The sequence below is a fragment of the Sphingomonas citri genome (genome assembly GCF_019429485.1).
Classification (GTDB): domain Bacteria; phylum Pseudomonadota; class Alphaproteobacteria; order Sphingomonadales; family Sphingomonadaceae; genus Sphingomonas; species Sphingomonas citri.
Genome location: NZ_JAHXZN010000003.1, coordinates 62,062 through 87,770, shown reverse-complemented (window position 1 = coordinate 87,770; position 25,709 = coordinate 62,062). Strand labels below are relative to the sequence as shown.

Annotated in this window: 19 protein-coding genes and 1 pseudogene; 5 read left to right on the top strand and 15 right to left on the bottom strand. The window is 71.2% G+C overall.

Annotated features, from left to right (window positions below):
• Positions 1-193: 193 nt before the first annotated feature.
• From KZ820_RS10825 to KZ820_RS10795, 7 genes are all read right to left on the bottom strand, one after another.
• Positions 194-949, bottom strand: coding sequence for a gamma-glutamyl-gamma-aminobutyrate hydrolase family protein (locus KZ820_RS10825; protein WP_219748649.1), 756 nt, complete (start codon positions 947-949; stop codon positions 194-196).
• 2 nt (positions 950-951) lie between these two features.
• A complete protein-coding gene (epsC, locus tag KZ820_RS10820; protein ID WP_219748648.1) occupies positions 952-1,908 on the bottom strand; it encodes a serine O-acetyltransferase EpsC in 957 nt (318 codons plus the stop codon).
• A 107-nt stretch (positions 1,909-2,015) separates the two neighbouring features.
• Positions 2,016-3,503 (bottom strand): RNA polymerase factor sigma-54, encoded by a 1,488-nt coding sequence (gene rpoN / locus KZ820_RS10815; protein WP_219748647.1) that lies wholly within the window; start codon positions 3,501-3,503, stop codon positions 2,016-2,018.
• Between the two features lie 28 nt (positions 3,504-3,531).
• Positions 3,532-4,326, bottom strand: coding sequence for an LPS export ABC transporter ATP-binding protein (lptB, locus tag KZ820_RS10810; protein WP_258048089.1), 795 nt, complete (start codon positions 4,324-4,326; stop codon positions 3,532-3,534).
• Positions 4,327-4,647: 321 nt separating this feature from the next.
• Positions 4,648-5,196, bottom strand: coding sequence for an LptA/OstA family protein (locus KZ820_RS10805; RefSeq protein ID WP_219748646.1), 549 nt, complete (start codon positions 5,194-5,196; stop codon positions 4,648-4,650).
• A 12-nt stretch (positions 5,197-5,208) separates the two neighbouring features.
• Positions 5,209-5,841, bottom strand: coding sequence for an LPS export ABC transporter periplasmic protein LptC (lptC, locus tag KZ820_RS10800; protein WP_219748645.1), 633 nt, complete (start codon positions 5,839-5,841; stop codon positions 5,209-5,211).
• A complete protein-coding gene (locus KZ820_RS10795; protein ID WP_219748644.1) occupies positions 5,834-6,454 on the bottom strand; it encodes a ribonuclease D in 621 nt (206 codons plus the stop codon). The genes lptC and KZ820_RS10795 overlap by 8 nt, the downstream gene beginning before the upstream one ends.
• A gap of 265 nt (positions 6,455-6,719) precedes the next feature.
• Here KZ820_RS10795 and KZ820_RS22175 point away from each other — a divergent pair, with 265 nt between their 5' ends.
• Together KZ820_RS22175 and KZ820_RS10785 are read left to right on the top strand one after the other, a co-directional pair.
• Positions 6,720-7,529: a cold-shock protein gene (locus KZ820_RS22175; RefSeq protein ID WP_219748643.1), complete on the top strand. Its 810-nt coding sequence runs from the start codon at positions 6,720-6,722 to the stop codon at positions 7,527-7,529.
• A 141-nt stretch (positions 7,530-7,670) separates the two neighbouring features.
• Positions 7,671-8,498 carry an endonuclease/exonuclease/phosphatase family protein gene (locus KZ820_RS10785; protein WP_219748642.1) on the top strand — a complete coding sequence of 276 codons (828 nt, stop codon included), beginning with the start codon at positions 7,671-7,673 and terminating at the stop codon, positions 8,496-8,498.
• Positions 8,499-8,584: 86 nt separating this feature from the next.
• On the opposite strand, the gene KZ820_RS10780 is transcribed toward KZ820_RS10785, so the two are convergent.
• The 5 genes and pseudogenes from KZ820_RS10780 to KZ820_RS10760 all read right to left on the bottom strand — a co-directional run bounded on the left by KZ820_RS10780 (position 8,585) and on the right by KZ820_RS10760 (position 17,054).
• Entirely contained in the window at positions 8,585-9,667 is a 1,083-nt protein-coding gene (locus KZ820_RS10780) for an arabinan endo-1,5-alpha-L-arabinosidase (RefSeq protein WP_219748641.1), read from the bottom strand.
• A 65-nt stretch (positions 9,668-9,732) separates the two neighbouring features.
• Positions 9,733-12,639, bottom strand: coding sequence for a TonB-dependent receptor (locus KZ820_RS10775; RefSeq protein WP_219748640.1), 2,907 nt, complete (start codon positions 12,637-12,639; stop codon positions 9,733-9,735).
• 494 nt (positions 12,640-13,133) lie between these two features.
• Positions 13,134-14,183 (bottom strand): annotated as a pseudogene (locus tag KZ820_RS10770) (glycoside hydrolase family 43 protein); the annotation flags it as partial.
• Positions 14,184-14,194: 11 nt separating this feature from the next.
• Positions 14,195-15,757 carry an alpha-N-arabinofuranosidase gene (locus tag KZ820_RS10765; RefSeq protein WP_373369020.1) on the bottom strand — a complete coding sequence of 521 codons (1,563 nt, stop codon included), beginning with the start codon at positions 15,755-15,757 and terminating at the stop codon, positions 14,195-14,197.
• A 103-nt stretch (positions 15,758-15,860) separates the two neighbouring features.
• On the bottom strand, positions 15,861-17,054 hold the full coding sequence (locus KZ820_RS10760; protein WP_219748638.1) for a carbohydrate porin: 1,194 nt from the start codon (positions 17,052-17,054) through the stop codon (positions 15,861-15,863).
• Positions 17,055-17,779: 725 nt separating this feature from the next.
• On the opposite strand from KZ820_RS10760, the gene KZ820_RS10755 reads away from it, so the two are divergent.
• Genes KZ820_RS10755 through KZ820_RS10745 form a run of 3 tightly spaced genes read left to right on the top strand, consistent with a single transcriptional unit; the run spans position 17,780 to position 19,733 of the window.
• Positions 17,780-18,394, top strand: coding sequence for an EF-hand domain-containing protein (locus tag KZ820_RS10755; RefSeq protein WP_258048088.1), 615 nt, complete (start codon positions 17,780-17,782; stop codon positions 18,392-18,394).
• Complete coding sequence (gene tgt, locus KZ820_RS10750; RefSeq protein WP_219748637.1) at positions 18,391-19,539, top strand: tRNA guanosine(34) transglycosylase Tgt; 1,149 nt, start codon at positions 18,391-18,393, stop codon at positions 19,537-19,539. Before KZ820_RS10755 ends, tgt begins: the two co-directional genes overlap by 4 nt.
• Positions 19,536-19,733 carry a hypothetical protein gene (locus KZ820_RS10745; protein WP_219748636.1) on the top strand — a complete coding sequence of 66 codons (198 nt, stop codon included), beginning with the start codon at positions 19,536-19,538 and terminating at the stop codon, positions 19,731-19,733. The genes tgt and KZ820_RS10745 overlap by 4 nt, the downstream gene beginning before the upstream one ends.
• Before the next feature lie 117 nt (positions 19,734-19,850).
• On the opposite strand, the gene KZ820_RS10740 is transcribed toward KZ820_RS10745, so the two are convergent.
• The 3 genes from KZ820_RS10740 to KZ820_RS10730 form a co-directional block, all read right to left on the bottom strand.
• Positions 19,851-20,570: a GDSL-type esterase/lipase family protein gene (locus tag KZ820_RS10740; protein WP_308462197.1), complete on the bottom strand. Its 720-nt coding sequence runs from the start codon at positions 20,568-20,570 to the stop codon at positions 19,851-19,853.
• Positions 20,567-22,039 (bottom strand): carboxylesterase family protein, encoded by a 1,473-nt coding sequence (locus KZ820_RS10735; protein WP_219748635.1) that lies wholly within the window; start codon positions 22,037-22,039, stop codon positions 20,567-20,569. The genes KZ820_RS10740 and KZ820_RS10735 overlap by 4 nt, the downstream gene beginning before the upstream one ends.
• Before the next feature lie 257 nt (positions 22,040-22,296).
• Complete coding sequence (locus KZ820_RS10730; protein WP_258048087.1) at positions 22,297-25,701, bottom strand: glycosyl hydrolase 2 galactose-binding domain-containing protein; 3,405 nt, start codon at positions 25,699-25,701, stop codon at positions 22,297-22,299.
• Positions 25,702-25,709 lie beyond the last annotated feature (8 nt).

Below are 25,709 nucleotides of genomic sequence, written 5' to 3'. Positions count from 1 at the left end.
AAGCATCGCTCGAGACTGCCCCGCCCTCCCGCATCATCCTGGATTCGGTTGAGGATCCACCGCACCGCTTGTTCAACAGCCATCTCGTTCGCGCGATCGTGATTTCTGAACCGAGTTCAGCGTGACGGCAGTAGCGGTGGCGGTGTCCACCGCCTCTCGCGCGGGAGCGGCTACCGCGCCCGCCACCTCCGCCTCAGTTCGCCCGCTCACCCTCGCCGCGCAGCGCGGCGCCGATCAGCGCGAAGAACGCCTGGCTTCCCGCGCTCGAGTCGACGTCCCACTCCGGATGCCACTGCACCGCCAGCACCTCCGCGCCGCAGCCGGGCGCCGCGACCGCCTCGATCACGCCGTCGTCGCTCGACCGCGCCTCGACCCGCAACCCGCCGCCGAGCCGCTCGATCGCCTGCTCGTGGACCGAGTGGACGGTCAGTTGGCGCTCGCCCGTCGCGCGCGCCAGCCGCCCCTCGGGCGCGAGCTGGACGTCGTGGCGCAGCGTGAACAGCTCGGCATAGTCGCGCTGCGCCCAGCTGCCGCCGCGCAGGTGGCGGCCGCAGCACGAGTCGGCCGAGAGCGAGCCGCCGAACAGCACGTTGATCTCCTGCAACCCGCGGCAGATGCCGAACTCCGGCTTGCCCGCCGCGATCATCGCGTCCGCCAGCGACAGCGCCACCTCGTCGCGCTCCGGGTCGAGCGCCTCGGGCGGCAGGTCGAGCGTGCCGCCGTAGCGTTCAGGGGCGACATGCGAGCGCGAGCCCGTCAGCAGCAGCCCGTCGAGCGGCGCGGCCAGCGCGGCGGCCTCGTTGGCGCCGGTCAGCGCGGGCACCAGCAGCACGGTCGCGCCCGATACCGCGGCGAGCGGGCGGACGAAGCGGCTCGCCACCGCCTGCACGGGGCGATGCGCCACCTCGTTGCAGCACAACACCCCGATCAGCGGTCGCCGCGACGCCATGCTCAGTCTCCCGCCAGTCCATCGCGCCAGCGCTCGCCGTCGGCGGGCGCGAGCACGCGCGCCACCGGCTGCGCCACGATGCGCCCCGGCGGCACATCCTCGAGCAGCCAGACGTTGCCGCCGATCATCGCGCCGCGCCCGATCGTCACGCGCCCCAGGATCGTCGCGCCGGCGTAGATCACCACGTCATCCTCGACGATCGGGTGGCGCGCGTAGCGCTCGCGCGGGTGGTCCGACGCGTCCGCCAGCGGCGTGCGCGCGCCGAGCGTGACATGCTGGTACAGCCGCACGCGCTCGCCGATGATCGCGGTCTCGCCGATCACCACGCCGGTGCCGTGATCGATGAAGAAATGCGCGCCGATCGTCGCGCCGGGGTGGATGTCGACCCCGGTGCGCTCGTTGGCGATCTCGGAGATCAGCCGCGCGGCGATCGGCGCGCCGAGCTGATAGAGCGGGTGCGCGATGCGGTGGTGCAGGCTGGCGATCGCGCCCGGGTAGCAGACCAGTATCTCGTCCGCGCTGCGCGCCGCGGGGTCGCCGAGGAAGGCGGCGGCGACATCGCTGTCGATCAGCCGCCGCACCTCGCCGAGCGTGGCGAGGAACAGCCGCACGATCGTCGCGGGCTGCTCGGGATCGAACGCGCCGCTGCGCGCCTCGGCCTGCCAATAGGCCAGTTCGGCGCCGATCTCGCGCTCCAGCTCGGCCGCGGCGGCGAGCAGTTTGGCGGCGACGAAGCCGTCCTCCTCGCCCGCACCGCCGCGATACTGGCCGAGCCGGCGCGGGAAGAGCGCGGCGGCGAGCGTCTCCACCACGCGCTCCAGCGCCGCGCGCGACGGGAAGGTGCGCGCCTCCTCGGACGGGTGGCCGGCGCGCCAGTCGTCGCGCGCGCCCCGCAGCGCCAGCACCGCCGCGGCGATCGCCGAGCCCTCACCCGCCCCGCTCGCCGCCCCGTCGCTCATGCCCCGCCTCTCGCCCGTTGGTCCGAGCCGCGAGTCATACTCCACCAGGCGAGTAGGTGATCCAAGCTTTTCTTGCGCGGCGAGGAGGTTCGCGCGCGTCGCATCGGTCAGGCGCGCTGCAACGCGCGGGCGCGGCGGCGCTGCACCGAGCTGCCGATCCCCATCGCCTCGCGATATTTCGCGACCGTCCGCCGCGCGATCCCGAAGCCTTTCGCGTTAAGCAGGTCGACCAAGGTGTCGTCGGACAGTATCGTGTCGCCCTCGCCCGCGATCAGCGCGCGGATCGCGCTCTTCACCGCCTCGGCCGAGACCGCGTCGCCGCCGTCCGCCGCGGCGATCGCCGAGGTGAAGAAATACTTCAGCTCGAACAGCCCGCGCGCGCAGCTGAGATACTTGTTGCTGGTGACGCGGCTGACGGTCGACTCGTGCAGCTCGATCGCGTCGGCCACCTGGCGCAGCGTCAGCGGGCGAAGGTGCGCGACGCCGTGGAGGAAGAAGGCTTCCTGCTGGCGCACGATCTCGGTGGCGACGCGGATGATGGTGCGCTGGCGCTGGTCGAGCGCCTTCACCAGCCAGTTGGCGCTGGCGAGCTTCTCGGCGAGCCAGGTCTTGCCCGCGCGATCCTGCGCGCCGCCCGCCAGCTCGCTGTAATAGCTCTTGTTGACCAGCACGCGCGGCAGCGTCGCGGCGTTGAGCTCGATCGCCCAGCCGCCGCGCGCGCGAGTCACGGTGAGGTCGGGGATCACCGGCGCGGGCGGGTCGCCGCCGTAGCGGAAGCCCGGCTTGGGATCATAGCCGCGCAGCTCGCGGATCATGTCCGCCATATCCTCGTCGTCGGCGCGGCAGATTTTCTTCAGCCGCGCCAGCTCGCCGCGCGCGAGCAGGTCGAGATGGTCGAGCAGCCGCGCCATCATCGGGTCGTAGCGGTCGGCGTCGCGTGCCTGGATCGCGAGACATTCGGCGAGGTCGCGCGCGCCCACGCCGGTGGGCTCGAACTTCTGGATCCCGGCGAGCACCGCCTCGACGCGCGCCAGCGACACACCGAGCCGCCGCGCGACGTCGTTCAGGTCGGCGCGCAGGTAGCCGGCCTCGTCGATCTGGTCGATCAGCGCGCGCGCGACGAAGAGGTCGACGTCGTCGAACGTGGCGCCGGCCTGCGCGAGCAGCACGTCGGCGAGGCTCTCGCTGGTGTCGGCGAACGAGTCGAAGTCGATCGCCTCGCCGCTGCCGCTGCCATTGCCATTGCCCGGACCGAGGTCGCCGATCCGCTCGGCCGCCGACTCGCTCGGGCCGTCGTCGAAGCGTTCGGCGGCGATGTCGACGTCGAGCGACTCGCCCGCGCCCTCGCCCGCCATCACCAGCTCGTCGGCGCCGGCGGGCTCGTCGCGCGGCACCTCGGCGGTCTCGGGTACGGCGGAGACGCTGTCGTCGGCGGGCGCGCTCGACTCGAGCAGCGGGTTGCGCTCGAGTTCCTCGGCGATCACGCCCTCGATCTCGAGGTTGCTCAGCGTCAGCAGCTTGATCGCCTGCTGCAGCTGCGGCGTCATCACCAGCGACTGCGACTGGCGCAGGTCGAGGCGCGGGGCGAGGCTCACGGGATGACGGGTCCGCGGCGCATCGGCCTCACAGCGTGAAGCTCTCGCCCAGATAGAGGCGGCGGACGTTCTCGTCGCGCACCAGCTCCTCGGGGCTGCCGGTGAACAGCACCTTGCCGTCGTAGATGATGTAGCCGCGATCGACGATGTCGAGCGTCTCGCGCACGTTGTGGTCGGTGATCAGCACACCGATGCCGCGCTCCTTGAGCTGGCACACCAGGTCGCGGATGTCGGCGATCGAGATCGGGTCGATGCCCGCGAACGGCTCGTCGAGCAGCATGATCGACGGGTCCGCGGCGAGCGCGCGCGCGATCTCGGCGCGGCGGCGCTCGCCGCCGGACAGCGCCATCGCGGGCGCGTCGCGCAGCCGGGTGAGGCCGAAATCGGCGAGCAGCGTCTCCAGCTTCTCGGCGCGCGCGGCGGCGTCGGGCTCGGACAGCTCGAGCACCGTCAGGATGTTCTTCTCGATCGTCAGCCCGCGGAAGATCGAGGTCTCCTGCGGCAGATAGCCGAGGCCGAGGATGGCGCGGCGGTACATCGGCAGGCCGGTGATGTCGTCGCCGTCGAGCATGATCCGGCCCGAGTCGGGCTTCACCAGGCCCATCACCGAGTAGAAGCAGGTGGTCTTGCCCGCGCCGTTGGGGCCGAGCAGCCCGATCACCTCGCCGCGCCCGACCGACACCGACACGTCGGTGAGCACCACGCGCTTGTCATAGCTCTTGGCGATCGAGACGACCTGGAGCCCGCTCTGCACCGGCGCCTCGTGGATCGGCGCGACCTGGTCGAGCGACTCGCGGTCGAGCTGGGTGGTCACGCTGTCCATCGCCGTCAGGCCTCGCATAACAGGGTTACCGGTCCGCTAACGGAGCGCCGGTTGGCAGGGAACGTGCATGCCCGATCGGCGCGGCCGTTTGAAGGGGGGACGTGACGGGCGGTGTGCGGGCGGGGATGAGGGGGCGTTCGACCCAGTGCTTCGAGACGGGCTCTCGACTCCGCTCGATCCCTCCTCAGCACGAACGGTAGAGGAGGAGGCGAGATCTGCATCATCGCTGACCAGCGGTTCTCACCACCGCTCGCTCTGAGGAGAGGCTGAGCCCGTCGAAGCCTCGTCTCGAAGGGCCGCCCGAGGCGGTCGTCCCCGGCCTCAGTTCCGCTTGGGTACCGAGAACGTCCCGGTCACGCGCCCATTCGGCGCCTGAGTCACGTTGCCCGTGCCGGCGCCGCCGCCCGCCACCGCCGAGCCGTCGATCACCGCGCGCCCGGTGTCGAGGTTGATCGTTAGCCGCCCGCCGCTGACGGTGTTGCCCGCCTGGGTGAGCCGCACCCCGCCCAGCATCGTGATGACGCGACGGTTGAGGTCGTACACCGCATAGGTGCTGCGCGCGGTCTGGTCGGGCCGGGTCACCGTCACCCCGCCCGCCGCGTCCAGCCGCGACACCTGCGGGTTCCCGTCCTCGACCTGGCCGGTGTAGGCGACCGTCATCCGCGCCGCGTCGAGCGTCATCTCGGCCTGGCGCACCTTGACGTTACCCGCCAGCACGGCGCGGTTGGCGCGGTCCTGCAGCTCGATATGGTCGGCGCCGAAGTCGATCGGCGCGGCGCTGTTATGACGCGTCTGTGCGGCCGCGCCGCCGGCGAGCAGCAGCGCCAGCAGCGGGACTCGGCAGGCGACCGGGGCGAGAGGGCGCAACATCCAGCGCTCTTTCTATTTTCTCGGGTCGATCCGCAAGCGCGCATTGCCGTCGAGCGTGACGGTGCGCGCTTCCAGGTCGGCGCGCATGCTGTCGCCGCTGAACGTGCCCTGCCGGACGGTGCCGGTGACCGCGGCGGTGGAGCGCAGCCGGCGCGTCTTGAGGTCGACCACCGCGTCGTTGGTGTCGAGCGCGTAATTGTTCGGGCCGCGCACCTTGATCGGGCCGGCGACGTTCACCTGCTCGCTGTCCATGTCGTAGCGGCCGGTCGGCGCGGTCATCTCGGCCGGACCGTCGGACAGCCGGATCGCGGCGGCGAGGTCGCGGATATTGACGACCGGCTCGGCCGAGCTCTTCTGCAGCGCCGAACCCGCGGTGAGCGCGAAGGGCTGGCCCTTGGCGTCGGTGCCGCGATAGCGCGCGCGCTGGATCTTGAGCCGCTCGCGCGCGACCTCGACCTTGTTCTTGTCGAGCACGAAGGAGGCGTCGCCCCCCATCGTCAGCGGTGCCATCACCAGGAAGGCGAAGAGCACGCCGATCGAGAGCGGCAGCAGGCGGTTGGCGGTGGCGATCAGGCGATCGTGACGCCCGCCGGGCTGCGCCCAGCGCTGGCGCTCCGAGCGCGTGCGGATCGCCACCTCAGACATGCGCGAAGATGTCCACCTCGGGCCAGCCGGCGAGATCGAGCTCGGCGCGCGCGGGCAGGAAGTCGAAGCACGCCTGCGCCAGCCCGGTGCGCCCCTCGCGCGCGAGCCGCCGGTCGAGCTCGTCCCGCAGGCGGTGGAGAAAGCGCACGTCGGAGGCGGCATAGTCGCGCTGCGCCTCGCTCAGTTCGGGGCCGCCCCAGTCGGACGACTGCTGCTGCTTAGAGATGTCCTGGCCGAGCAGCTCGCGCACCAGCTCCTTCAGCCCGTGGCGATCGGTATAGGTGCGCACCAGCCGCGACGCGGTCTTGGTGCAATAGACCGGCGCCGCCACGACGCCGAGGTAGTGGCGGATCGCGGCGATGTCGAAGCGCGCGAAATGATACAGCTTCACCCGCGCCGGGTCGGCGAGCACGGCGCGCAGCACCGGCGCGGCATAGTCGCTGCCGGGGTTGAAGCGGACGAGATGCTCGTCGCCGCTACCGTCGGACAATTGCACCAGGCAGAGCCGGTCGCGCGGGGTGATCAGCCCCATCGTCTCGGTGTCGACCGCGATCGCGGCGCCCGGGGCGAACACGTCGCCGGGCAGATCTTCCTCATGAAAATGGACAGCCATGCGCGCGGCTGTAGCGGGGCGGTGGCGCGGGCTCAACGCGTTCGTTCGGTTGCGTCTGCGACAGACGGTGGCGGGCGCGGGATGAGAGGCAAGTCATTGGCGCATTGGTGAAGAAAAGACTCGCACAACGATTCGACGGCGCTGGATTGTTCGGCTATGACGGGCGATGCGGCGCAATAGGATCTGCGCCCGGGGAACCGCGTTCGCCGTCCTGCGCGTGGTCTCGTTGAGAATGTTCGGGCGGACCGGGAAGACGAACAGGGTTATGGGTTACGACAAGGGCGGCCGCGGCAATCGCGGCGGACGTGGGCGCGACAAGCGCGACGGTTTCGGCGGCGGCGGTGACGACTTCGGCGGCGGCGGGTTCGGCGGCGGCGGCTTCGGGTACGAGGACCGCGGCGGCTTCGGCGGTGGCGGCGGCAACCGCGGCTTCGGCGGCGGTGGCTTCGGCGGCGGCGGCGGTGGTCGCGGCTTCGGCGGCGGCGGCGGCGGGTTCGGCGGCGGCGGTGGTGGCGGCTTCGGCGGCGGCCGCGGCATGCCCCCCCAGGTCGTCGGCGAGGGCACGGGCGTCGTCAAGTTCTTCAACGCGCAGAAGGGCTTCGGCTTCGTCGTGCGCGATGACGGCGGCGAGGACGTGTTCGTCCACATCTCCGCGGTCGAGCAGGCCGGCCTCTCGGGCCTGGCCGAGGGCCAGCCGCTCGGCTTCACCCTGGTGGATCGCGGCGGCCGCATCTCGGCGACCGACCTGAAGATCGAGGGCGAGCCGATGCCGGTGACCGACCGCGCGCCCCCGCGCGAGGGCGGCTTCGGCGGCGGCCCGGGTGGCGCACGCGGCGGCGCGCCGCAGCGCCAGCTGACCGGCGAGAAGGCCACGGGTACGGTCAAGTTCTTCAACGCCATGAAGGGCTTCGGCTTCATCCAGCGCGACGACGGCCAGCCCGACGCGTTCGTCCATATCTCGGCCGTCGAGCGCGCCGGCATGCCGACGCTCAACGAGGGCGACCGGCTGCAGTTCGAGATCGAGGTCGATCGTCGCGGCAAGTACGCCGCGGTGAACCTGTCCTCGTCGAGCTGATCGGCTCCTTGAACGGCTGACAGAATCGGCCCGCCCGGCCTCGTCGGGCGGGCCGTTCTCGTTTCTGCGCCCGGTCGATCGACCGTAAGCGCTTGCCCTCGCGGGCTCGCTCGCGCATCGCGGCGGCGAGGGAGTCCTGCCATGATCACACGCCTTCGCCCTGTCCGCGCCGCCGCGCTCGCGCTCGTCGCGCTGACCGGCGCTTGCGCGCCGTCGCTCAAGGTGATGACCTACAATGTCCGCTACGCCTCGGACGACGGGCCGCAGCCCTGGCCGTCGCGCCGCGCCGCCGCGGTGGCGATGCTGCGCCGGGTTCATCCCGACGTGATCGGCACGCAGGAGCTGCTCCAGCGCCAGGGCGACGACATGGTCGCCGCGCTCCGCGAGTATCGCTGGTTCGGGCGCGACCGCATGGGCGGCCACGCCAATGAGCATATGGGCATCCTCTATCGTACCGACCGGCTGACGCTGCTGCGCCAGGGCGATTTCTGGCTCTCCGACACGCCCGACGTGGTCGGCAGCCAGAGCTGGGGCACCGATCTGCCGCGCATGGCCAACTGGGGCGAGTTCGCGCTGAAGAGCGATCCCCAGCGTCGCTTCCTGCTGGTCGACACGCATCTCGCGCACCGCGACCAGGACGACGGCGCGCGCGACCGCGCCGCCGCGCTGCTGCTCGAGCGCATCCCGGCGATCGCACGCGGGCTGCCGGTGGTGCTGACCGGCGACTTCAACGCCACGCCCGACAGCGCCGCCTACCGCCGCCTCGCCGCGGCGATGACCGACGCCTGGGGCAAGCGCCCCGGCGGCCTCAGCTTCCACGATTTCACCGGCGTGGCGGACCGGCGGATCGACTATATCTTTCTCGACGGTGCGCGCGCGAGCGGTACCAAGGTGGTGACCGACCGACCCGGCGGGGTCTACCCCTCCGACCATTTCCCGGTCACCGCCAAGGTCACGCTGCTGCGCTGACCGGCCGCGCGAGGACCGGCGTGTGAGCCCGCGCCGTGCGCCAGCGAACGCAGGAGCCCACAGCGAGAGGCGTCACGCCTGCTGCCCTAACGCGCCACCGGCCAGCCCTCCGCATCCCAGGCGAGCGGCTGGATCTGCAGCGTCGGCGTGCCGTTCCGCTGCGTGTCATAGGCGTGATAAACGATGACGTCGCCATCGGCACGCTGCAGGATCGCGGCGTGGCCCCGGCCGACATAGCGATCCCCCGTCCCCTGCCCCGAGGCCAGCACCGGCGTGCCGCCGCCCCGGAGCATCGCGATGCCGGCGCGGTCGACATAGGGGCCGGTCGGCGTGGCGGACCGGCCCACGACGGTGTTGTAGCTGCTCGCCGCGCCGCGGCAGCAGAAGTCGAACGAGGCGAACAGATAATAGAAGCCGCGGTGCCGGATCACGAAGGGCGCCTCGATCGCCCCGGGTGACGGTCGCGCGGCGAGGCTGCGCAGCGGATCGCCGTCCCGACGCTTGCCGGTGGTGGGATCGAGCTCGATCAGCTTGATCCCGCTCCAGAAGCTGCCGAACACCAGCCATGATCGCCCGTCCGCGTCGGTGAAGGCGTTGGGATCGATCGCGTTGTAATCGTCGGTAACATCCGATCGGATCACCGGCCCCTGATCGATCCAATGCGCGGCCGGGGCCGCCGGATCGATCACCGTCGCGGTGGCCAGGCCGATCGCCGAGCGATTGCTGCCGAAGGTGCTGATCGAGTAATAGAGCCGGTACTCGCTGCCGACCTTGGAGATGTCCGGCGCCCACATGCCGGACGCGCCCGGTACCGCGCTCGCGGCCCATGCGGGCAGCGCGACATAGGAGCCGCCGCGCAGCGTCCAATCTCTGAGGTCGTCGGAGGTGCGCAGGCCGAGCAGCCCGGCGGCATTGCCGGCGTTGCCCGTCGTGAAGAGATAATAGCGGCCGCCGTCGGCTAGGATCGCGGGATCGTGGACCGGGCTGGTCGCGCCGGTCAACGCGATCGAGCCGGCCGCGGGCGCCGGCGTCGGGCTGGGCGCAGGTGCCGGCGCAGCAGCCACTGGCGCGAGCGCCGCCGCGCCGCTGCCGCCGGCGCCGCCGCATCCTGCCAACAACGCGGTCACGCCGACGAGCGCCGTCCCGGCGCGCCTCGTTCTGCTCGCCATCGTCTCTCTCCCGGCGTGAAGGGGCGTGGGCGGGGCACGCCGCCCCCGCCCGTCGGGCGGCGCGCTCAGTCGAAGGTGTAGCGCACGCCGATCGCGAAGGTGCGTGGGATCAGCAGCGTGCCCAGGTTGAACTGGTCCTGGTTGCCGGCCGAGTCGAAGCGGTAATATTCCTGCTGCTTCGCCTTGGTCAGGTTGGTGGCGTCGAAGGTCAGGCCGAGGTCGTCGGTGAGCTTGGCGGTGAGCTGGAAGTCGAGGCTCTTGTCGGGCCGGCGCCATACGCCGATCGGGTTGGCGAACAGCGCCGCCTCGTTGCGCTGCAGGAACTCCTTGCGCCACACGTAGGAAAGGCGCGCGCCGATCGGGCCGTGATCATAGGCCAACGTCGCGTTGTACGAGAGGTCGGAGACGCCGAAGAAGGACGAGCGCAGCTGCCCCACCACCGCGCCGGCCTCGTCGAACTCGGGCACGTTCTGCGACGAATCGAGGATCGTCACGCTGCCCTGCGCGCCCAGGCCGTCGAGGAAGCTCGGCAGATAGTGCGGGAAGTAGACGAAGCCGAGCTCGGCGCCCTTGAGCACGCCGTCCGACGCATTCTCGGGCCGGTTGACGACGAAGCTGCTGGTATTGAGCCCGGTGTTGAGCACCGTGACGCGCGAGCGTGCGCCGACCACCAGCCCGTCGATCTCGCGCCGGAACAGCGTGCCGTACAGCGCGCTGTCGCGGTCGAAATACCACTCCAGTCCGAGGTCGTAGTTGGTCGACTGGGTCGGCCGCAGGTTGATGTTGCCGCTGCTGCCGGTGCCATAGCCGACGCTGGTGAGGTCACCGGTGAGATTGTAGTTCGGGTTGAGGTCGCCGAACGCCGGTCGGCGCAGCGTCTTGCCGTAGTTGAAGCGGGCGCGGAGCGTCCGCGTGATGTCGTAGCGGAGCGTCGCCGACGGCAGCAGCTTGCTGGTGGTCTGCGAGCCGCGCAGCTGCGCGCCGGCGCTGTAGCGGTCGACGAAGGTGAAGTCGGTATCGACGTCGACGTAGCGGGCACCCGCCTCGATGCTCAGCGGCCGGCCGAAGATCGAGAGCTCGGCGTCGGCCTGGACATAGGCCGACATGGTCTTCTCGCTGATGTCGAACACGCGCGTGAGCGAGAGCTGGTCCGCGGTGAGGATGTTGGGGAATTTGGTCTGGTACAGCCGGCGGATCTCGTCGGTGTTGTTCGCGAGGTAGTAACCGTTGGCGTTGACCCAGGAGGTCGGCACGTCGGCCGCGCCGTCGAAAAAGCCCTTGTTGACGTAGCGCAGGCTGTCCGAGAGCGTGGCGAAGTTGACGCCGAGCCCGCCGTTCGCGTCAGCGGCCTGGGTGCGCACCTCGCTCGCCGCCTTGCGCGCGTCATAGCGCAGCCCGGCCTTGATCTTGCGGAAGAATCCCGAGTCCCACGACTGGTCGGCGTCGACCGTGGCGGTGAAGGCCGAGCCGGTGTCGCGGTTGGCGTTGTCGTAGAACTCGCCCGCGGTCCACTGGCCGGGGTCGAGCAGCAGCGCGTTGTCGCTGAAATTGTACGAGGGGATGCCGTCGCGCGCGTTGAAGTCGACGTCGATCCGGCTGGCGACGCGGTTGATCCGCATCGCGGTGAAGGTCGTGTCGTTGCGGCTGGTCTGATAGGCCGCGTCGGCGACGATCTTGCCGTTGCCAACGTCCCATTTGCCGTTGAGCGCGTAGACGAAGCTGTCGGTGGTGGCGCGCGTCAGGTCACCGCTGTTGAAGCCGAACACGTCGCCGACGCTGCGCGTCTTGATGATGTTGGTATCGGGGTAGAGCGAGATCGTCGAGCCGGGGTTGGCGCCGAGGCTGCCCCACCAGTCGACGAACGAGAACATCAGGCTGTTGTAGGTCGTCTGGCGGAAGCCGCTCCAGAAGAACTCGGCGGTGTAGGTCGAGCTGGAATTAGGCGACCATTGCAGCGCCGCGTTCACCGCCGGGCGCTCGCGCTTGCCGTAGAGGTCGCCGCTGAAGACCGCGTCGCGCGAGAGATAGTAAGGCGTGTCGACGCCGTTGACGAGCATGGTCGACCCGGGCGCATAGGGCAGGCCCTCGCGCGTGCCCGGCGACCAGGCGCCTAGGCCGGGTGCGGCGGGCGCGAAGCCGGTCGCGCTGTTCACGTCGGGCGCGAGCGGGAAGATGCGCTGGAGCGGGGTCAGCCCCGACCCGGCGGGCGGGGTCTCGGTGGCGAACGGCACCTGCGCGCCGGCGGCGACCGACATGGTGCGGAACTTCGTGCGCGCGTAGCTCGCGTTGACGAGCACGCCGACGTCGCCGATGCCGGTCTCCCAGCGGTCGCTGATCAGCGCCGAGACGTTCGGATTGAACGTATCCGCCTGCTCATTGTAGATCCCGCGCGCCACCGCCGAGATCGCGAAACCGTCGAAGTCGAACGGGCGACGCGTGAACACGTCGATCTGGCCGGCGAGGCCGGTCTCGATCTGGTCGGCGGCGCGGGTCTTGTAGACGTCGACCCGCTTGACAAGATTGGCGGGGATGTCCTGCAGCGCGAACGACTGGCCTGTCGTCGTGAAGATGATGCGGCCGTTGAGGGTGGTGAGCGGGTCGGTGAGGCCGCGGATCGACAGCGCGCCCGCCTCGGCGTTGCCGCGATCGGTGACCTGCACGCCGGTGACGCGCTGGAGCGCCTCCACGACGTTATTGTCGGGCAATTTGCCGACGTCCTCGGCCACGATCGAGTCGACGATCTGGACCGAGTCGCGCTTGACGTTGAGCGCGCCGATGATCGAGGCGCGCACCCCGGTGACGACGATGTCGTCGGCGCCGGCCGCGTCTTCCGACGGCGATCTCCCGGGCGCGGGCTGAGATTGCTGCGCAGCGGTGCCGGGCGCGAGTGGTGCTTCCTGCGCCGCCGCGGCGCCCGCGAGCAGCAGCGAGCCTGCCGATACCGAAACCAAGAAAGCGGCCTTCATCGCCATCATCCCCTCCCTCACGCTGGCACCGGGCGCGTGTTGCACCTCTTATACTCCGACATATACCTGATCTTAGACGGTAGCAAGGGTGATTGCCGACGTCGTCTGTACAAGCACCGTGCCAATAGTGCGCGCGGATCGGGGGCTTCGACGCCTGCAACTCCGGGCGACTGTCCGACTGCCTTCGTGACATTAGTCGGACAGGTAGTCGCTTCATGCTGTTCGGGGCGGCGGTACATGCGCCAGCTATTTGTGGAGCAGTCCTGACGGATCGCGCCCGTGCGTATGCCGCTGGTCACGCCCGTGGCGATCCAGATTCGCTGGGGATGGAAGCCGCGCCACCGCCGCAAGCGATGGCGGCAACGCGTCTCTTGGGCGGCGGGCCGGACGGCTTGGATCGCGGGCGCACAAAGCGCGCGCTTCAAAGGGCTGAAGCTAGGGCCGTCCGGTGGAGAAGCCAGCGGCGGCGCGCCCCCGCGCCGCCGTCCCGGTCAGCTGCGCGGCAGCGGTCCGTTCGCCACCGGCGGGTCGAACAGCGGGGTGCCGTCCGCGGCGTAGCGGATCGGCTGGACGCGCGTGTGACGGTTGGGATCGAACAAGGGATCGCCCTTGATCGTCTCATAGTCGCGCGCGTGAAACACCAGCATGTCGCGGCCGCGCTCGTCGACCGTGAAGCTGTTGTGGCCAGGGCCGAAGATGCGGTGCGCGCGCGAGGTCTTGAGCACCGGCGCGGGCGACTTGGTCCAGCTGCGCGGGTCCATGATATCGGCGTCGTCGCGCGCGGTGAGCATCCCCATGCAGTAGCGCGCGTCGGTCGCGCTCGCCGAATAGGTCATGAACAGCCGGCCGTTGCGCGCCAGCAGCGCGGGCGCCTCGTTGACCTTGAAGCCTCGGATCTCCCAGTCGAGCTCGGGTACCGACAGCCGCGCCGGCCTGGCCGCGAGCGTCAGCGGCGTCTTCAGCGGTGCCAGGTACAGGTTCGAGTTGGTCTCGATCCCCGGCTCGCGCTGCGCCCAGGCGAGATAGCGCGTACCGCGATGGACGAAGCTGGTCGAATCGAGGTTGAAACTGTCCCACGGCGTCTCGAGCTGGCCCAGCACCGTCCATCCGCCCGTCATCGGGTCGGCGCCGTCGCACACCACCGCATAGGTGCGGATGCGGAACACGTCCTCGCCGCCGCCGCTGGGGCCGGCGGCGAAATACATGATCCACTTGCCGTCGATCAGATGAAGCTCGGGCGCCCACAGGAAGCCCGACATTGGCCCGCTCTTCTCGTGCCGCCACAGCACGCGCTCGGCGGCGGTCGAGAGCCCCGCGAGCGTGCGCGCCCGGCGCAGCACCAGCCGGTCGTATTCCGGCACCGAGCCGGTCATGTAATACCAGCCGTCGGTGTGGCGGAACACCTGCGCGTCGGCGCGCTGGCGCACCAGCGGGTTGACGATCGTGCCCGCACCCGCTCCCACCGCGCCGCGCCGGCGCTGCGCCAGCGCGGGCAGCGCCGCCAGGCTCGCACCGCCCGCCAGGACCAGGCGGCGCGAGAGCAGCGTCATGCCGGCCGCGCTCACTGCAACGTTAGCATGACGACCGACTTGGCCGGCAGCGTCACGCTGAGCTGCCCGCCCGCCACCTGCGCGCCGGTGAAGGCGGCGGGGACGACCGCGTTGGGCTGGTCGAAGGTGTTGATCGCGGTGATCGCCGGCGCGGTCAGGATCTGGCCGGTCGCGCCGCTGGCGTTGAGCCCGGCGAGTGCGGCCTGCACGGTGATCGAGCGGTTCGGGTCGGCGTTGGCGAGCGCGACGTGCACCACGCCGGCCTTGTCGCGCACCGCCGAGGCGCTGACCGCGGGCATCACCCACTGGTCCTTGTTGTACCACGGCGACTTCAGCTCGATCGGCAGCACCGTGCCGTCCATGTACGGCTTGTACATGTGGAAGACGTGGTAGGTCGGCGTCAGCACCATCTTGCTGCCGTCGGTGAGGATCATCGCCTGGAGCACGTTCACCATCTGCGCGATCGCGCTCATCTTCACGCGATCGGCGTGCTTGGCGAAGATGTTGAGGTGGATCGCCGCGACCAGAGCGTCGCGCAGGCTGTTCTGCTGGCGCAGGAAGCCCGGGTGCGTGCCGGGATCCTGCGCGTACCAGGTGCCCCACTCGTCGACCGCGAGGAAGATCTTCTTCTCGGGATCGTATTTGTCCATCGCCGCGGAATGGCCGGTGATCAGCGTGTCCATCTTCCACGCGCCGGCGAGCGTCTCGGCCCAGCCCGCCTCGTCGAACTGGCTCGCCGAGGCGCGCGGCGGCCAGCCGCCCGGCACGGTGTAATAATGCAGCGACAGGCCGTCCACCTGGCCGCGCGCCTCGCGCATCATCACCTCGGTCCAGTTGTAATCGTCGTTGTTGGCGCCCGAGGCGATCTTGAGGATCTTGGTGTTGGCGGGTGCCTTGACGAAGGTGGCGTAGCGGCGCGTCACGTCGGCGGCATATTCCGGGCGCATGTTGCCGCCGCAGCCCCACAGCTCGTTGCCGATGCCGAAATAGGGCAGCTTCCACGGCGCCTTGTGGCCGTTCTCGGCGCGCTCGTCGGCGAGCGTGCCGGCGGGCGAGGTGATATACTCGACCCACTCCGCCATCTCCTGCGGCGTGCCGTTGCCGACGTTGCCCGAGATATACGGCTCAGCGCCGACCTGCTCGACCAGCTCCATGAACTCGTGCGTGCCGACGCTGTTGGGCTCGGTCACGCCGCCCCAGTGCGTGTTGATCTTGACCGGGCGCTTGTTCTTCGGCCCGACCCCCTCGCGCCAGTGATATTCGTCGGCGAAGCAGCCGCCCGGCCAGCGGATCACCGGCACGCCCAGCTCCTTCAGCGCGCCGACCACGTCGTTGCGGAAGCCGCGCGTGTTGGGGATCTTGCGGTCATTGCCGACGAACAGGCCGCCGTAGATGCCATCGCCGAGATGCTCGGCGAACTGGGTGAAGATGCGCTTGTCGTAGGTCGGTCCCTGGCGGTCGCCGTGGACCGTCGCGGTCGCGGTCGGCGCGGCGGGCTCCTGCGCGATGCCCGGCACCGGCGCGAGCGCCGCCAGCATCAGCGCGCCGGTGAGCGCGAACAGACGTCCCTTCATCCCATCCTCCCGTTGGTCGGCGGCGCGTTTCCCGACGCGGCTCACCCAGATCACGATTACTCGGACATTATGGATGCGCTCGTCCGAACGCAACGACTTTGCGTCAGCGTCCGACCTTCACGCGGAGCGCGAGCACCAGCGCGTCGGGGATGTCGCGCCGGCCGCTCGGGTCGACCACATATTGCGCGTCGGGCTCGAGGCTGAGCCAGCGCGCCGCGACCCAGCGGTAGGCGGCCTCCACGATCAGCTCGCGCGCGCCGGTGTCGACCAGCGCGCGGTGGCGCTCACCGAACCAGGCGCAGGCGAGCGACAGGCCGAGCTGGTCGTCGTCGCGCCCCCGCCACGTGCCCGAGCGCACCAGCCCCCCACCGAGGTAGCGCGTGATCGCATTATAGCGGGCATCGGCGACGCCGTACCGCAGCCAGCCGCTCACCCCGGCGCCGCCGCGAGTGTCGCCGACGAGCTGGCGCTCCGCCAGCACATAGCCGCCGGCATTGCCCCGACCGCGCGCCGCGGGGTCACCGATCGGCGCGAACGGAGCGGTATAGCGCCAGCTGCCGATCGCCAATTTGGTGGCGCGGTCGAGCCAGCCGAGCTCGCCGACCAGCAGCGCGCCGTCGGCGCGCCGCAGCCGGATCGCGGTCCTCGCCGGGCGGTCGGGATCGCCGGGCACGCCGTCGAGCACCGCGGCGTGGAACAGCCAGTGCGTGCCGAAGCCGACCTCGCCGCGCAGCGCGAGCGACGTCACCGGGAAGATCGACGGCCCGCGCCGGCCCGACTGCGCCAGCTCGGGACCAACGCCGTGCGACGACAGGCGGAACAGCCCGCCGCTCACCGTCGTGTCGAACTCGGCATTGAGGTTGTACAGCCCCGCCTTGACCGAGGCGCGGCGCCCGATGTCCTGCTCGATCCACGCCTCGAACAGGCGGGTGGCGGGCACCGCGGTCTCGATGTTCGACACGCCCTGAGCGTCGCCGCTGAGCGCGGAGAGGCTCGTCCCGTTGTCACGGATGACGTAGCCGAAGGCGCGCGCGCCGTGCCAGCCGACCAGGCCGTTCAGGTCGAGCGCGGCCTGCAGGTCAAGATTGTCGAGGTAGCGCACGCCGCGCGCGCGCCCGCCCGCGACATCGGCGGCGAGATCGGCGGTATAGACGGCGGAGAGCGTCAGCGTGCCGTCGCGCCGCTCGTTGGCGGAGCGCGGATAGCCGGTCGGGCGCTCGTCCTGGGCGCGCGCCGGCGCGACGATCAGCGTGAGGCACGCGAGCGGCAGCGCGATGCGCGTCGATTGGACCCCCATGCCGCACTCCGTTCCCCGTGCCCGGCGGCGCTTAGCCGAGCGCGCGCGGGGCGAACAGGGGCGGTGAAGGCGCGCGCCGGGCTCGGGTGGGAAGCCGGTGGTGCGACTCACGGACGTCACTCACCTCGACTGCCGGTCCGAGCCGAGAACGAGCGCGCTGTCTGCGGCGGGGTTGGTGATGGTAGCGGTGGCCCGGGCGAAGCGACCCCTCAGATCCTCGCCGCTCGCGGGGAGGGTCGAGCAGGTCGCCATGTCCCCGGGACATGGCTGAAATTGCCGGGGGCAATTCCACCTGCACGACAGTCGAAGGCTGGTGTAGGGGCGTTCGCAGGCGCGGCGCTGCGCGGACAGCCCCCTCCACCGCGCTAGCGCGCGGCGGTCCCCCTCCCCGTGCCGGGGTGGATCTGCGGCCTGCCTCCACGCCGGCTGTCCTACACCGAAAGGGCGTGCCACATCCACGACCGCTCTGTCTCATCGTCGCCGGCCAGGATCTCGTCAGCGACGCCCGTTAACCGAGACCGCCCACCCGCCCGCGCCGGACTCAACGTTCGCGCGAACCGCCGGCGACTCAACATTCGCAACATTCGCGCCCGCCGCGGCCCCGATCTGGACGACGAAAGCCCGCCACCGCCGCTACTTGGCCGGACGGTTCGGCCTCGTCGCCGACGGCCATGCGACACACCCGCCCCTTGGCCCGCGCCGCCGCTTCTGCCACGGACGGCGGCATGTTCGCGTTCGCCCTGCTCCTCGCCGCCGCGCCCGCGCCGCTCCCGCAGCAGGAGGGCGAGACCGTCACCGTCCGCGCGCCGCTGCCCGCCGCGCCGCAGACCCCCGCCACGCTCGTCGCCGAGCCGGTGGCGATGATGATCGCCACCTTCGATTCGAACGGCGACGCGATGGTCGATCGCGCCGAGCTCGAGGAGGGCGTGCGTCGCTCGTTCGAGGCGATCGACACCGCCAAGACGGGCAAGCTGCGCTACCTCGCCTTCTCCGACTGGGCCAAGCGCTTCCTCGGCGACCAGCACGCGCTGCCCAGCCCCTATGAGGTGGATCGCAACGACGACGACGCGGTCACGCTCGACGAGCTGGAGGATCATTTCTCGCGGCTGTTCGCGCGCTACGACCGCGACGGTGACCATCTCGTCAGCCGCGCCGAGCTGCTGACCTATCGCACCATGCCGGTCGACGCGCAGGGCCCGACCGCTGGGCGCCGGCCGCCGAAGAAGGAGGACGCCAGGAAGCCGGATCGCGGCGACGGTCGCGGGAAGGACGGGAAGCGCGGCGGGCGTGACACGCCGCCGCCCGACGCCGACGCGCCCGAGGCGGAGCGCGCGCGATGAGCGCCGCGCCACGCTTCGCCTTCCAGGTCCACGCCACCGATGGCGCCGCGCGCACCGGCACGATCCGGATGGAGCGGGGCGACATCCGCACCCCCGCGTTCATGCCGGTCGGCACCGCCGCGACGGTGAAGGCGATGAAGCCCGCCGACGTCGAGCGCGCCGGCGCCGACATCATCCTCGGCAACACCTATCACCTCATGCTCCGCCCCGGCGCCGAGCGGGTGGCGCGGCTGGGCGGGCTCCACGAGTTCATGGGGTGGGAGCGGCCGATCCTCACCGACTCGGGCGGCTATCAGGTGATGAGCCTGAGCGAGCTGACCAAGCGCTCGGAGGAGGGCGTCGCCTTCGCCTCGCACCTGGACGGCACGCGCCACCTGATCACGCCCGAGCGCTCGATCGAGATCCAGCGGCTGCTCGGCTCGAACATCGTGATGGCGTTCGACGAGCTGGTCCCCACCACCTCGACGCGCGAGGTGCAGGCCGCGGCGATGGAGCGATCGATGCGCTGGGCCAAGCGCAGCCGCGACGCCTTCGACGGCGGCGGCGCGCATGCCGAGCACAATGCGATCTTCGGCATCCAGCAGGGCGCGCTCGACGAGGGGCTGCGGCGCGCCTCGGCCGACGCGCTGGTCGACATCGGTTTCGACGGTTACGCCATCGGCGGGCTCGCGGTCGGCGAAGGGCAGGCAGCGATGTTCGGCTGCCTCGACTATGCGCCGGCGCAGCTTCCCGTCGACAAGCCGCGCTACCTGATGGGCGTGGGCAAGCCCGATGACATCGTCGGCGCGGTCGAGCGCGGGGTCGACATGTTCGACTGCGTGATGCCGACCCGCTCGGGGCGCACCGGCCAGGCGTTCACGCGCGACGGCCCGATCAACATCCGCAACGCGCGCTTCAACGAGGACCAGGCGCCGCTCGATCCGGACTGCGGCTGCGCGGTGTGCGCCACCTGGACGCGCGCCTATCTCCACCATCTGGTGCGCAGCGGCGAGATCCTCGGCGCGATGCTGATGACCGAGCACAACATCGCCTTCTACGAGGCGTTGATGGCGGACCTGCGCACGGCGATCGCGCAGGGCGTGCTGGCGACGTTCGCCAACGCGTTCCGCGCGCGTTATGGCGCGGGCAAAGGAGAGACCCGATGAGCGACCAACCCAACGAGATCCTCGCCGAAGTGGCCGCCGCCAAGGCGCACGAGGAAGCCGGCGCGGGCAAGGCGGCGCAGAAGAGCCGCGACCGCCGCTGGCAGGGCGGCAAGACCTGGCTGGCGGCGGGGATCGGCTCGGCCGCGGTGGCGGCGGCGGTCCTGTTCGCCAACTCTCGCCGCGACGAGAAGTAAGCAAGCCTTCGCTATGACGTGTTCCTCCGGATGCAGGAGGCCAGAGCGACCGAGTGTCCCGCTGGTGGCGCCGGGCTCTCGCCTCAGCGGGAGCACAGTCGCCAGCCGGACACCTTGCTACAGCTTCAACCCGCGCAGCACCGGCTCGATCACCGTCGCCATCGCGTCATAGCCCCGCTCGGTCGGGTGGACGCCGTCATAGGCCAGCCCCGCGCGCATCCCGCCCGCCGCATCCGCCAGCACGGGCGTGTAATCGACGAAGCGCGCGCCCAGCCGCGGCGCGGCCTCGCGGGCCCAGGCGTTGAAAGCGCGGATCGGCGCCACCGTCTCCAGCCCCGGTCGCCAGGGGAAGTTCGCCGCGGGCGGGATCGCGCCGAGCAGCACCTCGATCCGATTGGCGCGCGCGAGCTGGATCATCGCGGTGACGTTGTCGCGCGTCTGCTGCGGCGTCATCGGCCCGGTGTTGCCCGCGATGTCGTTGGTGCCCGCCATCAGGTGGAGCGCGCGCGGGCGCAGCGCGACCACGTCGGCCATCACGCGCAGCACCATCTGCGGCGTGGTCTGCCCGCCGATGCCGCGGTTCACGCGCCCCGGCGTGAAGAAGCCCGGCCGCTTGCTGCCCCAGCCCTCCGTTATCGAGTCGCCGAGGAAGACGATGCCGACCTTGGCACGCGCCTCGATCAGCCGGCGGTTGTCCGCGGCGTAGCGGCCGAGCCACGGCCAGTCCTCGTGGAGCCGGCGCTCGGCGGCGTCGTCCGCCGCCGCGGCAGGTGTGGCGAGCGCCCCGGCGGCGATACCACCGGCGACTCCCAGCAGCGCGGCGCGACGATCGATCACAGCGAGTCTCCCCAGTTGCACACGTCATTGGCAGGTGGGACAGCGGCGCGCGCGCCGGCCGCGTCGAGCGCGAGAAAGGTCTGCGCCGCGTCGGCCACGGGCCAGCTCGGCAGGCCGGCGCCGTTCGGGTCGCCCGTCTTCACGAAATTGGCCCAATAGTCGATCAGGTGAAGCCGGCCGAGCGGCTGGTCGGCGTAGATGAACGGGATCTCGAGCGCGTGGCGGGTTGGCGCGCCGGTGGCGCTGCCGTCGAACAGGTAGCGCCACACCTTGCCGCCGCGCCCCCGCATCGTCGCGGCGAAGCGCTGCGCCGGGCAGCGGAAGGTCGCGTCGGTGGCGATGCGCTGGTCGCGCGTGCCGTCGCGATCGGCCGGGTCGGCGCGCGGCTCGGGCTGGTCGAGCCGGTAGAAGCGCCGCGCCTCCGCCTCGTGGCCGGGGTAGCTCAGCGCGACGAAGGCGTCGCGGCGGGTGTGCCCGCCGGGCAGGTCGAGCTCGATCCGGTTGGTGCCGATCAGCACGTCGACATCCGGGGCGGCGGCGAGCAGCCGGTCGGGCGCCGCGGGAAAGACGGTGCCGTCGACGGTGGTGCGCAGCCAGCGATAGCTGTCGTCGGTGAGCAATTGGTCATGCGTCGTCTCGCCCGCGACGAGCAGCGGCCAGGCCGCGACCGAGCGCATCGCGTCGGCGTCGCCGCGTGCACCGAGCGCGTCGTCGACCTGGTCGCCGAGCCGCAGCGCCTCCTCGCGCGAGCGCCACGGCAGGCCGAAGCCGGGCGTGCCGCTCTCCATGATGGCGCGGCGGAATAGCCCGCGCGCGGCGGGCGCGGCGACGAGCAGCCCGACATCCTGTGCGCCCGCGCTCTCGCCCGCGATCGTGACCCGGTCGGGGTCGCCGCCGAAGCGCGCGATATTCTCACGGACCCAGCGCAGCGCCGCGATCTGGTCCTGGGTCGCGAGGTTGCCGCCGCCGGCGCTACGGTGATGGAGGAAGCCGAGCGCGCCGAGCCGGTAGCGCACGCCGACCATGACGATGCCGCGCGCGACGATCGGCGACTCGGCCATGTCGCCGGGCGAGCCGGCGTAATTGGCGCCGCCGTGGATCCAGACGAGCACGGGGCGACGGCCGGCGAGCGATTCGGTGCCGACGTCGAGCGTCAGGCAGTCCTCCGACTGGTGAAGGTGATCGGCGCGGTTCCAAGTGTAATCCTGCTGGGTGCAGGCGGCGGCCGGCGCGGCGGCGTCGCGGATGCCCGGCCAGCGCGCGGGCGGCGCCGGCGGGGCGAAGCGGCGCGGGCCGAGCGGCGGCGCAGCATAGGGGAGACCGCGGAAGACGAGGTGTCCGCCCGCGCTGGTGCCGCGCACGTTGCCGAGGCTGGTGCGCGCAACGGGGGCCGCGGCGTGCTCCTGCGGACGCAGGAGTCCAGGGTCACGAGCGCCGGCGTTCGCGGCGCCGGGTTCCTGCGTGTGCATGAACACGGTGTCCGTCGATGTCGGCGATGAGCGCCCGATCCCCACCTCCGTCATCCCGGACTTGGTCCGGGATCCACCGTTCCGCACGTCCACGGCTCGGTAGGTGCGCGGCGACGTGGATCCCGGAACAAGTCCGGGATGACGCAAGGGCGAGGAAAGACGGCCTTCGCTCGGCCCGCGACCGTCGAGGTCGGCCGCTCCCGCTGCGGCAGCCGCCGCCATTCCCACCAGCGCCAGCGCGGCGAGCAGCGCACGCCTCACTTCACCGCCACCTTGCTCTCGCGCACGTTCCAGCCCGCCAGCGTCACCGCCGCCGCGGTCGCGCCGCGCGCGGGATAGCGGATCGCGATCACCTTCTTCTCCCCCGGCAGCAGCGCGACATAATTGTCGTCGTAATAGGCCGGCAGCACGCGCTTGCCCGCGGCGTCGACCAACGTGAGCTTGGCGTTGAGCGCGGGCACGGCGCCGTCGTTGCTCAGCGTCACCCGCACGACCCGATCATCACTCTCGGTCGCGCTCGCCACCGACGTCTCCAGCGCCACCGGCGCGAGTTCGTTGAGCGCGCGATAGGCGCCCTCGTCGCGACCGCGCCAGTAGACATTCTCCGACACCGTCGTCCCCGCGGCGTCGCTCAGCACCAGCTTAACCAGCACCATCGGGTGCTCGGCGAAGAGCCGGTCGAGCGGCACCGCCGCCAGCGTCGTCGCCGCATTGGCCGCGGCGTCGACCCGGTCCTCGCGCGCGAACAGCTCGCGATTGTCGAGCCCGACCACGCGCACGCGCGCGGTCAGCCCCGACGCGGCGGTCTGCGTCGTGTTGAGCACCACCAGCTCGTTGCCCGGCAGGTTGAGCTGGACGTGGAGCGGCTCGGTCGCCTTCTTCGCGCCATAGTAAGCCGCGTGCGTGTCATAGTCCCAGGAGTAGATCTGCCACGCGTTCGACGGCCACGCCGGGTGCGTCATCCACAGCAGCCGCCCCGAGTTCTTGCTCCAGAGATGGCCGAGGAAGCCCTCGTACATCGCCTTGTGCGTCTCGAGGTTCATCATCTGCGCCTTGCGCTCGAAGTCGGCGAAGCTGGTGCCCGCGCCGAACATCCGCTCCAGCGTCGCGGTGAAGGTCTTGGTGTCGCCGTTCCCGCTGACGTGCCAGTCGTGATAGGCCAGCACGTCGCCGAGCGGCCAGCGGTCGGCGGCGGGCACGTAGCTGGCGATCGACTCCGCTGTCGACAGCGAGGGCGTCCCGGTCTCGACCGAGAAGCCGGTGGCGAGATCGGTAAAATAGCCGACCGGCGGGCGATAATTGTACGGCCCCGACCCCTGCAGGTTGACCACGTTCGAGCTGCCGGTGAACCAGCGCGTCCCGTCCAGCTCGAACACCGCCTGGTCGAGCCCCTCGTTGAGCGTGGGATACGGCACGCCCTCGTTACGGCCGAACCACAGCACGATCGAGGGATGGTTGCGGTAGCGCGCGATCGTGTCACGCGCGTTGGCGAGGAACAGCGAGGGGTCGTCGGGCTCGACCTGGAAGTTCTGCGTCGACTGCCAGAAATCGTTGAGCACCATCATGCCGTTCTCGTCGGCGAGATCGAAGAACTCCTCCTCGTCGTTGTTGCCCATCCAGTTGCGGATGACGTTCATGTGCGCCTCGCGCTGAAGCCGGAAAAAGGGCTTGAGCCAGTCGTAGCTCACGCGCTTCATCGCGTCGTCCATGCCCCAGTTGCCGCCGCGCGCGGCGATGCGCACGCCGTTGACGCGCAGCGTGAGGTGCGGCTCGGGCAGGGTCTCGGTGATCGGCGTCACCGCCCTGGAGGTCGCGCCGGCGGGGGTGAGCGACTCGGCCCAGCCGCGCGGCGATTCCTTGATCGCGGCGTGGCGCACGTCGATCAGCTTCGTGCCCGCGAGCGCGCCGTCGGTGGTCTGGACGTTGACTCGGCGCAGCGCCCCGGCGGGATCGAACAGCGAGAGGTCGTAGCTCACCTCGCGGATGCCGAAGCGGCCCTTGCGCAGGTCGGATACGCCCGCGGCGTCGCTCACCTGATAGGTGACGTCGTAGAGGTGTGGCTCGCCATAGCCGTTGGGCCACCACAGCTGCGGGTTGGCGACGCGCAGCTGCGGGAAGTCGCGCGGGGTGAAGGCGACCTCGCTGTGCCCCGGCGCGGCGGTGACCTGCCGCTCCACCGTGACGCCGTCGAAGGCGACGCGCACCGTCACCGGCGCCGCAGCGCCGGCGTTGTCGAGCGGCACGGTGACGTAGACGTCGGCGCTGTCGGTGCGCGGCAGCGGCAGGTCGGTGACGACGTGCGGGTCGCCGATCTTGACCGCGCCGGTCGCGACCAGCTCGACCGGGCGCCAGATGCCGGTGTTGCGGTCGCGGATACCGGGGATCCAGTCCCACCCCTCGGTCGCGACGAAGGTGGGACCGTCGATCGCGAGCTGGCCGCCGTTCTCGCCGACGCCCGCGGCGACCGACTGCTCGTGCGGGATGCCGGGGTGCGGCGGTGGCGAGACGCGCACCGCCACGACATTCTCGCCCGCCACCGGCGTGTAGGCGAACTGGCCGCGGATGAACGCGCCGCGCGTGGTCCCGAGCCGCTCGCCGTTGGCCCACACCTCGGAGGCATAGTTGATCCCGCCGAAGACGAGCGTCAGCCTTTTGCCCGCCGCCTCGGGCGGCACGGTGAAGCGCGTGCGGTACCAATAGTCCTGCCGGGCCAGTCGCTCGGGGATCTGGAGGTTGTTGAGCCCGTAATAGGGGTCCGGGTAGACGCCGCGGTCGACCAGCGTCTGGAGCACGGTGCCGGGCACGGTCGCGGCGCGCCACACGTCACCCTTGGCAGCGCCGGGGCGCGACAGTGCGGCGCCGTCACCGGCTACCTCGGGCGCGGCGGCGAGCTGCCAGCCGTTGAGCTGCCAGTGGCCCGGCGCGGTCGGCTGCATGACCGGCCGCTGCGGCACGGGCTTGGCGACCGGCGGGGTCGTCGCGTCGGCGCGCGACCTGGGGAGCGTCCAGGCGTCCTGCTGGACCGTGAGCCCGATATTGGCGGTCTTCTGGAACGGCCAGCCGACGCCGATCTCGGTCATCTGCACCGTGTCGAAGTCGGGGCGCGCACGCGCCGCCGCGGCGAGCGCGCGCGCGTCGATCGCGCCGCTCTCCGCGGTCGCGCCGACGAGCTGGCCGCCGTAATGCGCCGCGCCGGGCGGCGCGATCGCGATCACGGGCGTCACCGCGGTCGCACGCGCCGCGCCACCGCCGACGCGGCGCCCGTCGAGGTAGAGCGTCGCGCGTGCGCCGTCCGAGACTGCGGCGACATGGGCCCACTTGCCCGGGGTCAGCGCCGGCCCGCGGACCACCCCCGACCCGTCACGCAGCACCAGCCGGCCGCGGTCGAGCAGCAGCGCGCGCTGAGTCGGCGCGGCGCCGAGCGCGATCAGTGTGACCGCGGCGTCCTGCGCCGAGTCGGCGCGCACCCAGGCGCTCAGCGTGTAAGGCGCACCCGCCGCGACCAGCGCGTCGGCGCGCGCGAGCGGGCGCTCGATCCCGATGCCGCCGGTGAGGCTGCGCACGTTGTACGGCCCGCCGTTGCCCGGCACGTCGGCGTGCGCGGCAATCGTCGCGCCCAGCGCCAGCCCGGTCCCCGCCAGCAGCCAGGCCGCCCGCCTCATGTTCGCCC

What these genes read in the sequence shown, in the direction of transcription:
- KZ820_RS10825 (WP_219748649.1), bottom strand. Translation starts at nt 949, where the DNA reads ATGGCGTCGCGGCGACCGCTGATCGGGGTGTTGTGCTGCAACGAGGTG.
- epsC (WP_219748648.1), bottom strand. Translation starts at nt 1,908, where the DNA reads ATGAGCGACGGGGCGGCGAGCGGGGCGGGTGAGGGCTCGGCGATCGCC.
- lptB (WP_258048089.1), bottom strand. Translation starts at nt 4,326, where the DNA reads ATGGACAGCGTGACCACCCAGCTCGACCGCGAGTCGCTCGACCAGGTC.
- KZ820_RS10805 (WP_219748646.1), bottom strand. Translation starts at nt 5,196, where the DNA reads ATGTTGCGCCCTCTCGCCCCGGTCGCCTGCCGAGTCCCGCTGCTGGCG.
- lptC (WP_219748645.1), bottom strand. Translation starts at nt 5,841, where the DNA reads ATGTCTGAGGTGGCGATCCGCACGCGCTCGGAGCGCCAGCGCTGGGCG.
- KZ820_RS10795 (WP_219748644.1), bottom strand. Translation starts at nt 6,454, where the DNA reads ATGGCTGTCCATTTTCATGAGGAAGATCTGCCCGGCGACGTGTTCGCC.
- KZ820_RS22175 (WP_219748643.1), top strand. Translation starts at nt 6,720, where the DNA reads ATGGGTTACGACAAGGGCGGCCGCGGCAATCGCGGCGGACGTGGGCGC.
- KZ820_RS10785 (WP_219748642.1), top strand. Translation starts at nt 7,671, where the DNA reads ATGATCACACGCCTTCGCCCTGTCCGCGCCGCCGCGCTCGCGCTCGTC.
- KZ820_RS10780 (WP_219748641.1), bottom strand. Translation starts at nt 9,667, where the DNA reads ATGGCGAGCAGAACGAGGCGCGCCGGGACGGCGCTCGTCGGCGTGACC.
- KZ820_RS10775 (WP_219748640.1), bottom strand. Translation starts at nt 12,639, where the DNA reads ATGGCGATGAAGGCCGCTTTCTTGGTTTCGGTATCGGCAGGCTCGCTG.
- KZ820_RS10765 (WP_373369020.1), bottom strand. Translation starts at nt 15,757, where the DNA reads ATGAAGGGACGTCTGTTCGCGCTCACCGGCGCGCTGATGCTGGCGGCG.
- KZ820_RS10760 (WP_219748638.1), bottom strand. Translation starts at nt 17,054, where the DNA reads ATGGGGGTCCAATCGACGCGCATCGCGCTGCCGCTCGCGTGCCTCACG.
- KZ820_RS10755 (WP_258048088.1), top strand. Translation starts at nt 17,780, where the DNA reads ATGTTCGCGTTCGCCCTGCTCCTCGCCGCCGCGCCCGCGCCGCTCCCG.
- tgt (WP_219748637.1), top strand. Translation starts at nt 18,391, where the DNA reads ATGAGCGCCGCGCCACGCTTCGCCTTCCAGGTCCACGCCACCGATGGC.
- KZ820_RS10745 (WP_219748636.1), top strand. Translation starts at nt 19,536, where the DNA reads ATGAGCGACCAACCCAACGAGATCCTCGCCGAAGTGGCCGCCGCCAAG.
- KZ820_RS10735 (WP_219748635.1), bottom strand. Translation starts at nt 22,039, where the DNA reads ATGCACACGCAGGAACCCGGCGCCGCGAACGCCGGCGCTCGTGACCCT.
- KZ820_RS10730 (WP_258048087.1), bottom strand. Translation starts at nt 25,701, where the DNA reads ATGAGGCGGGCGGCCTGGCTGCTGGCGGGGACCGGGCTGGCGCTGGGC.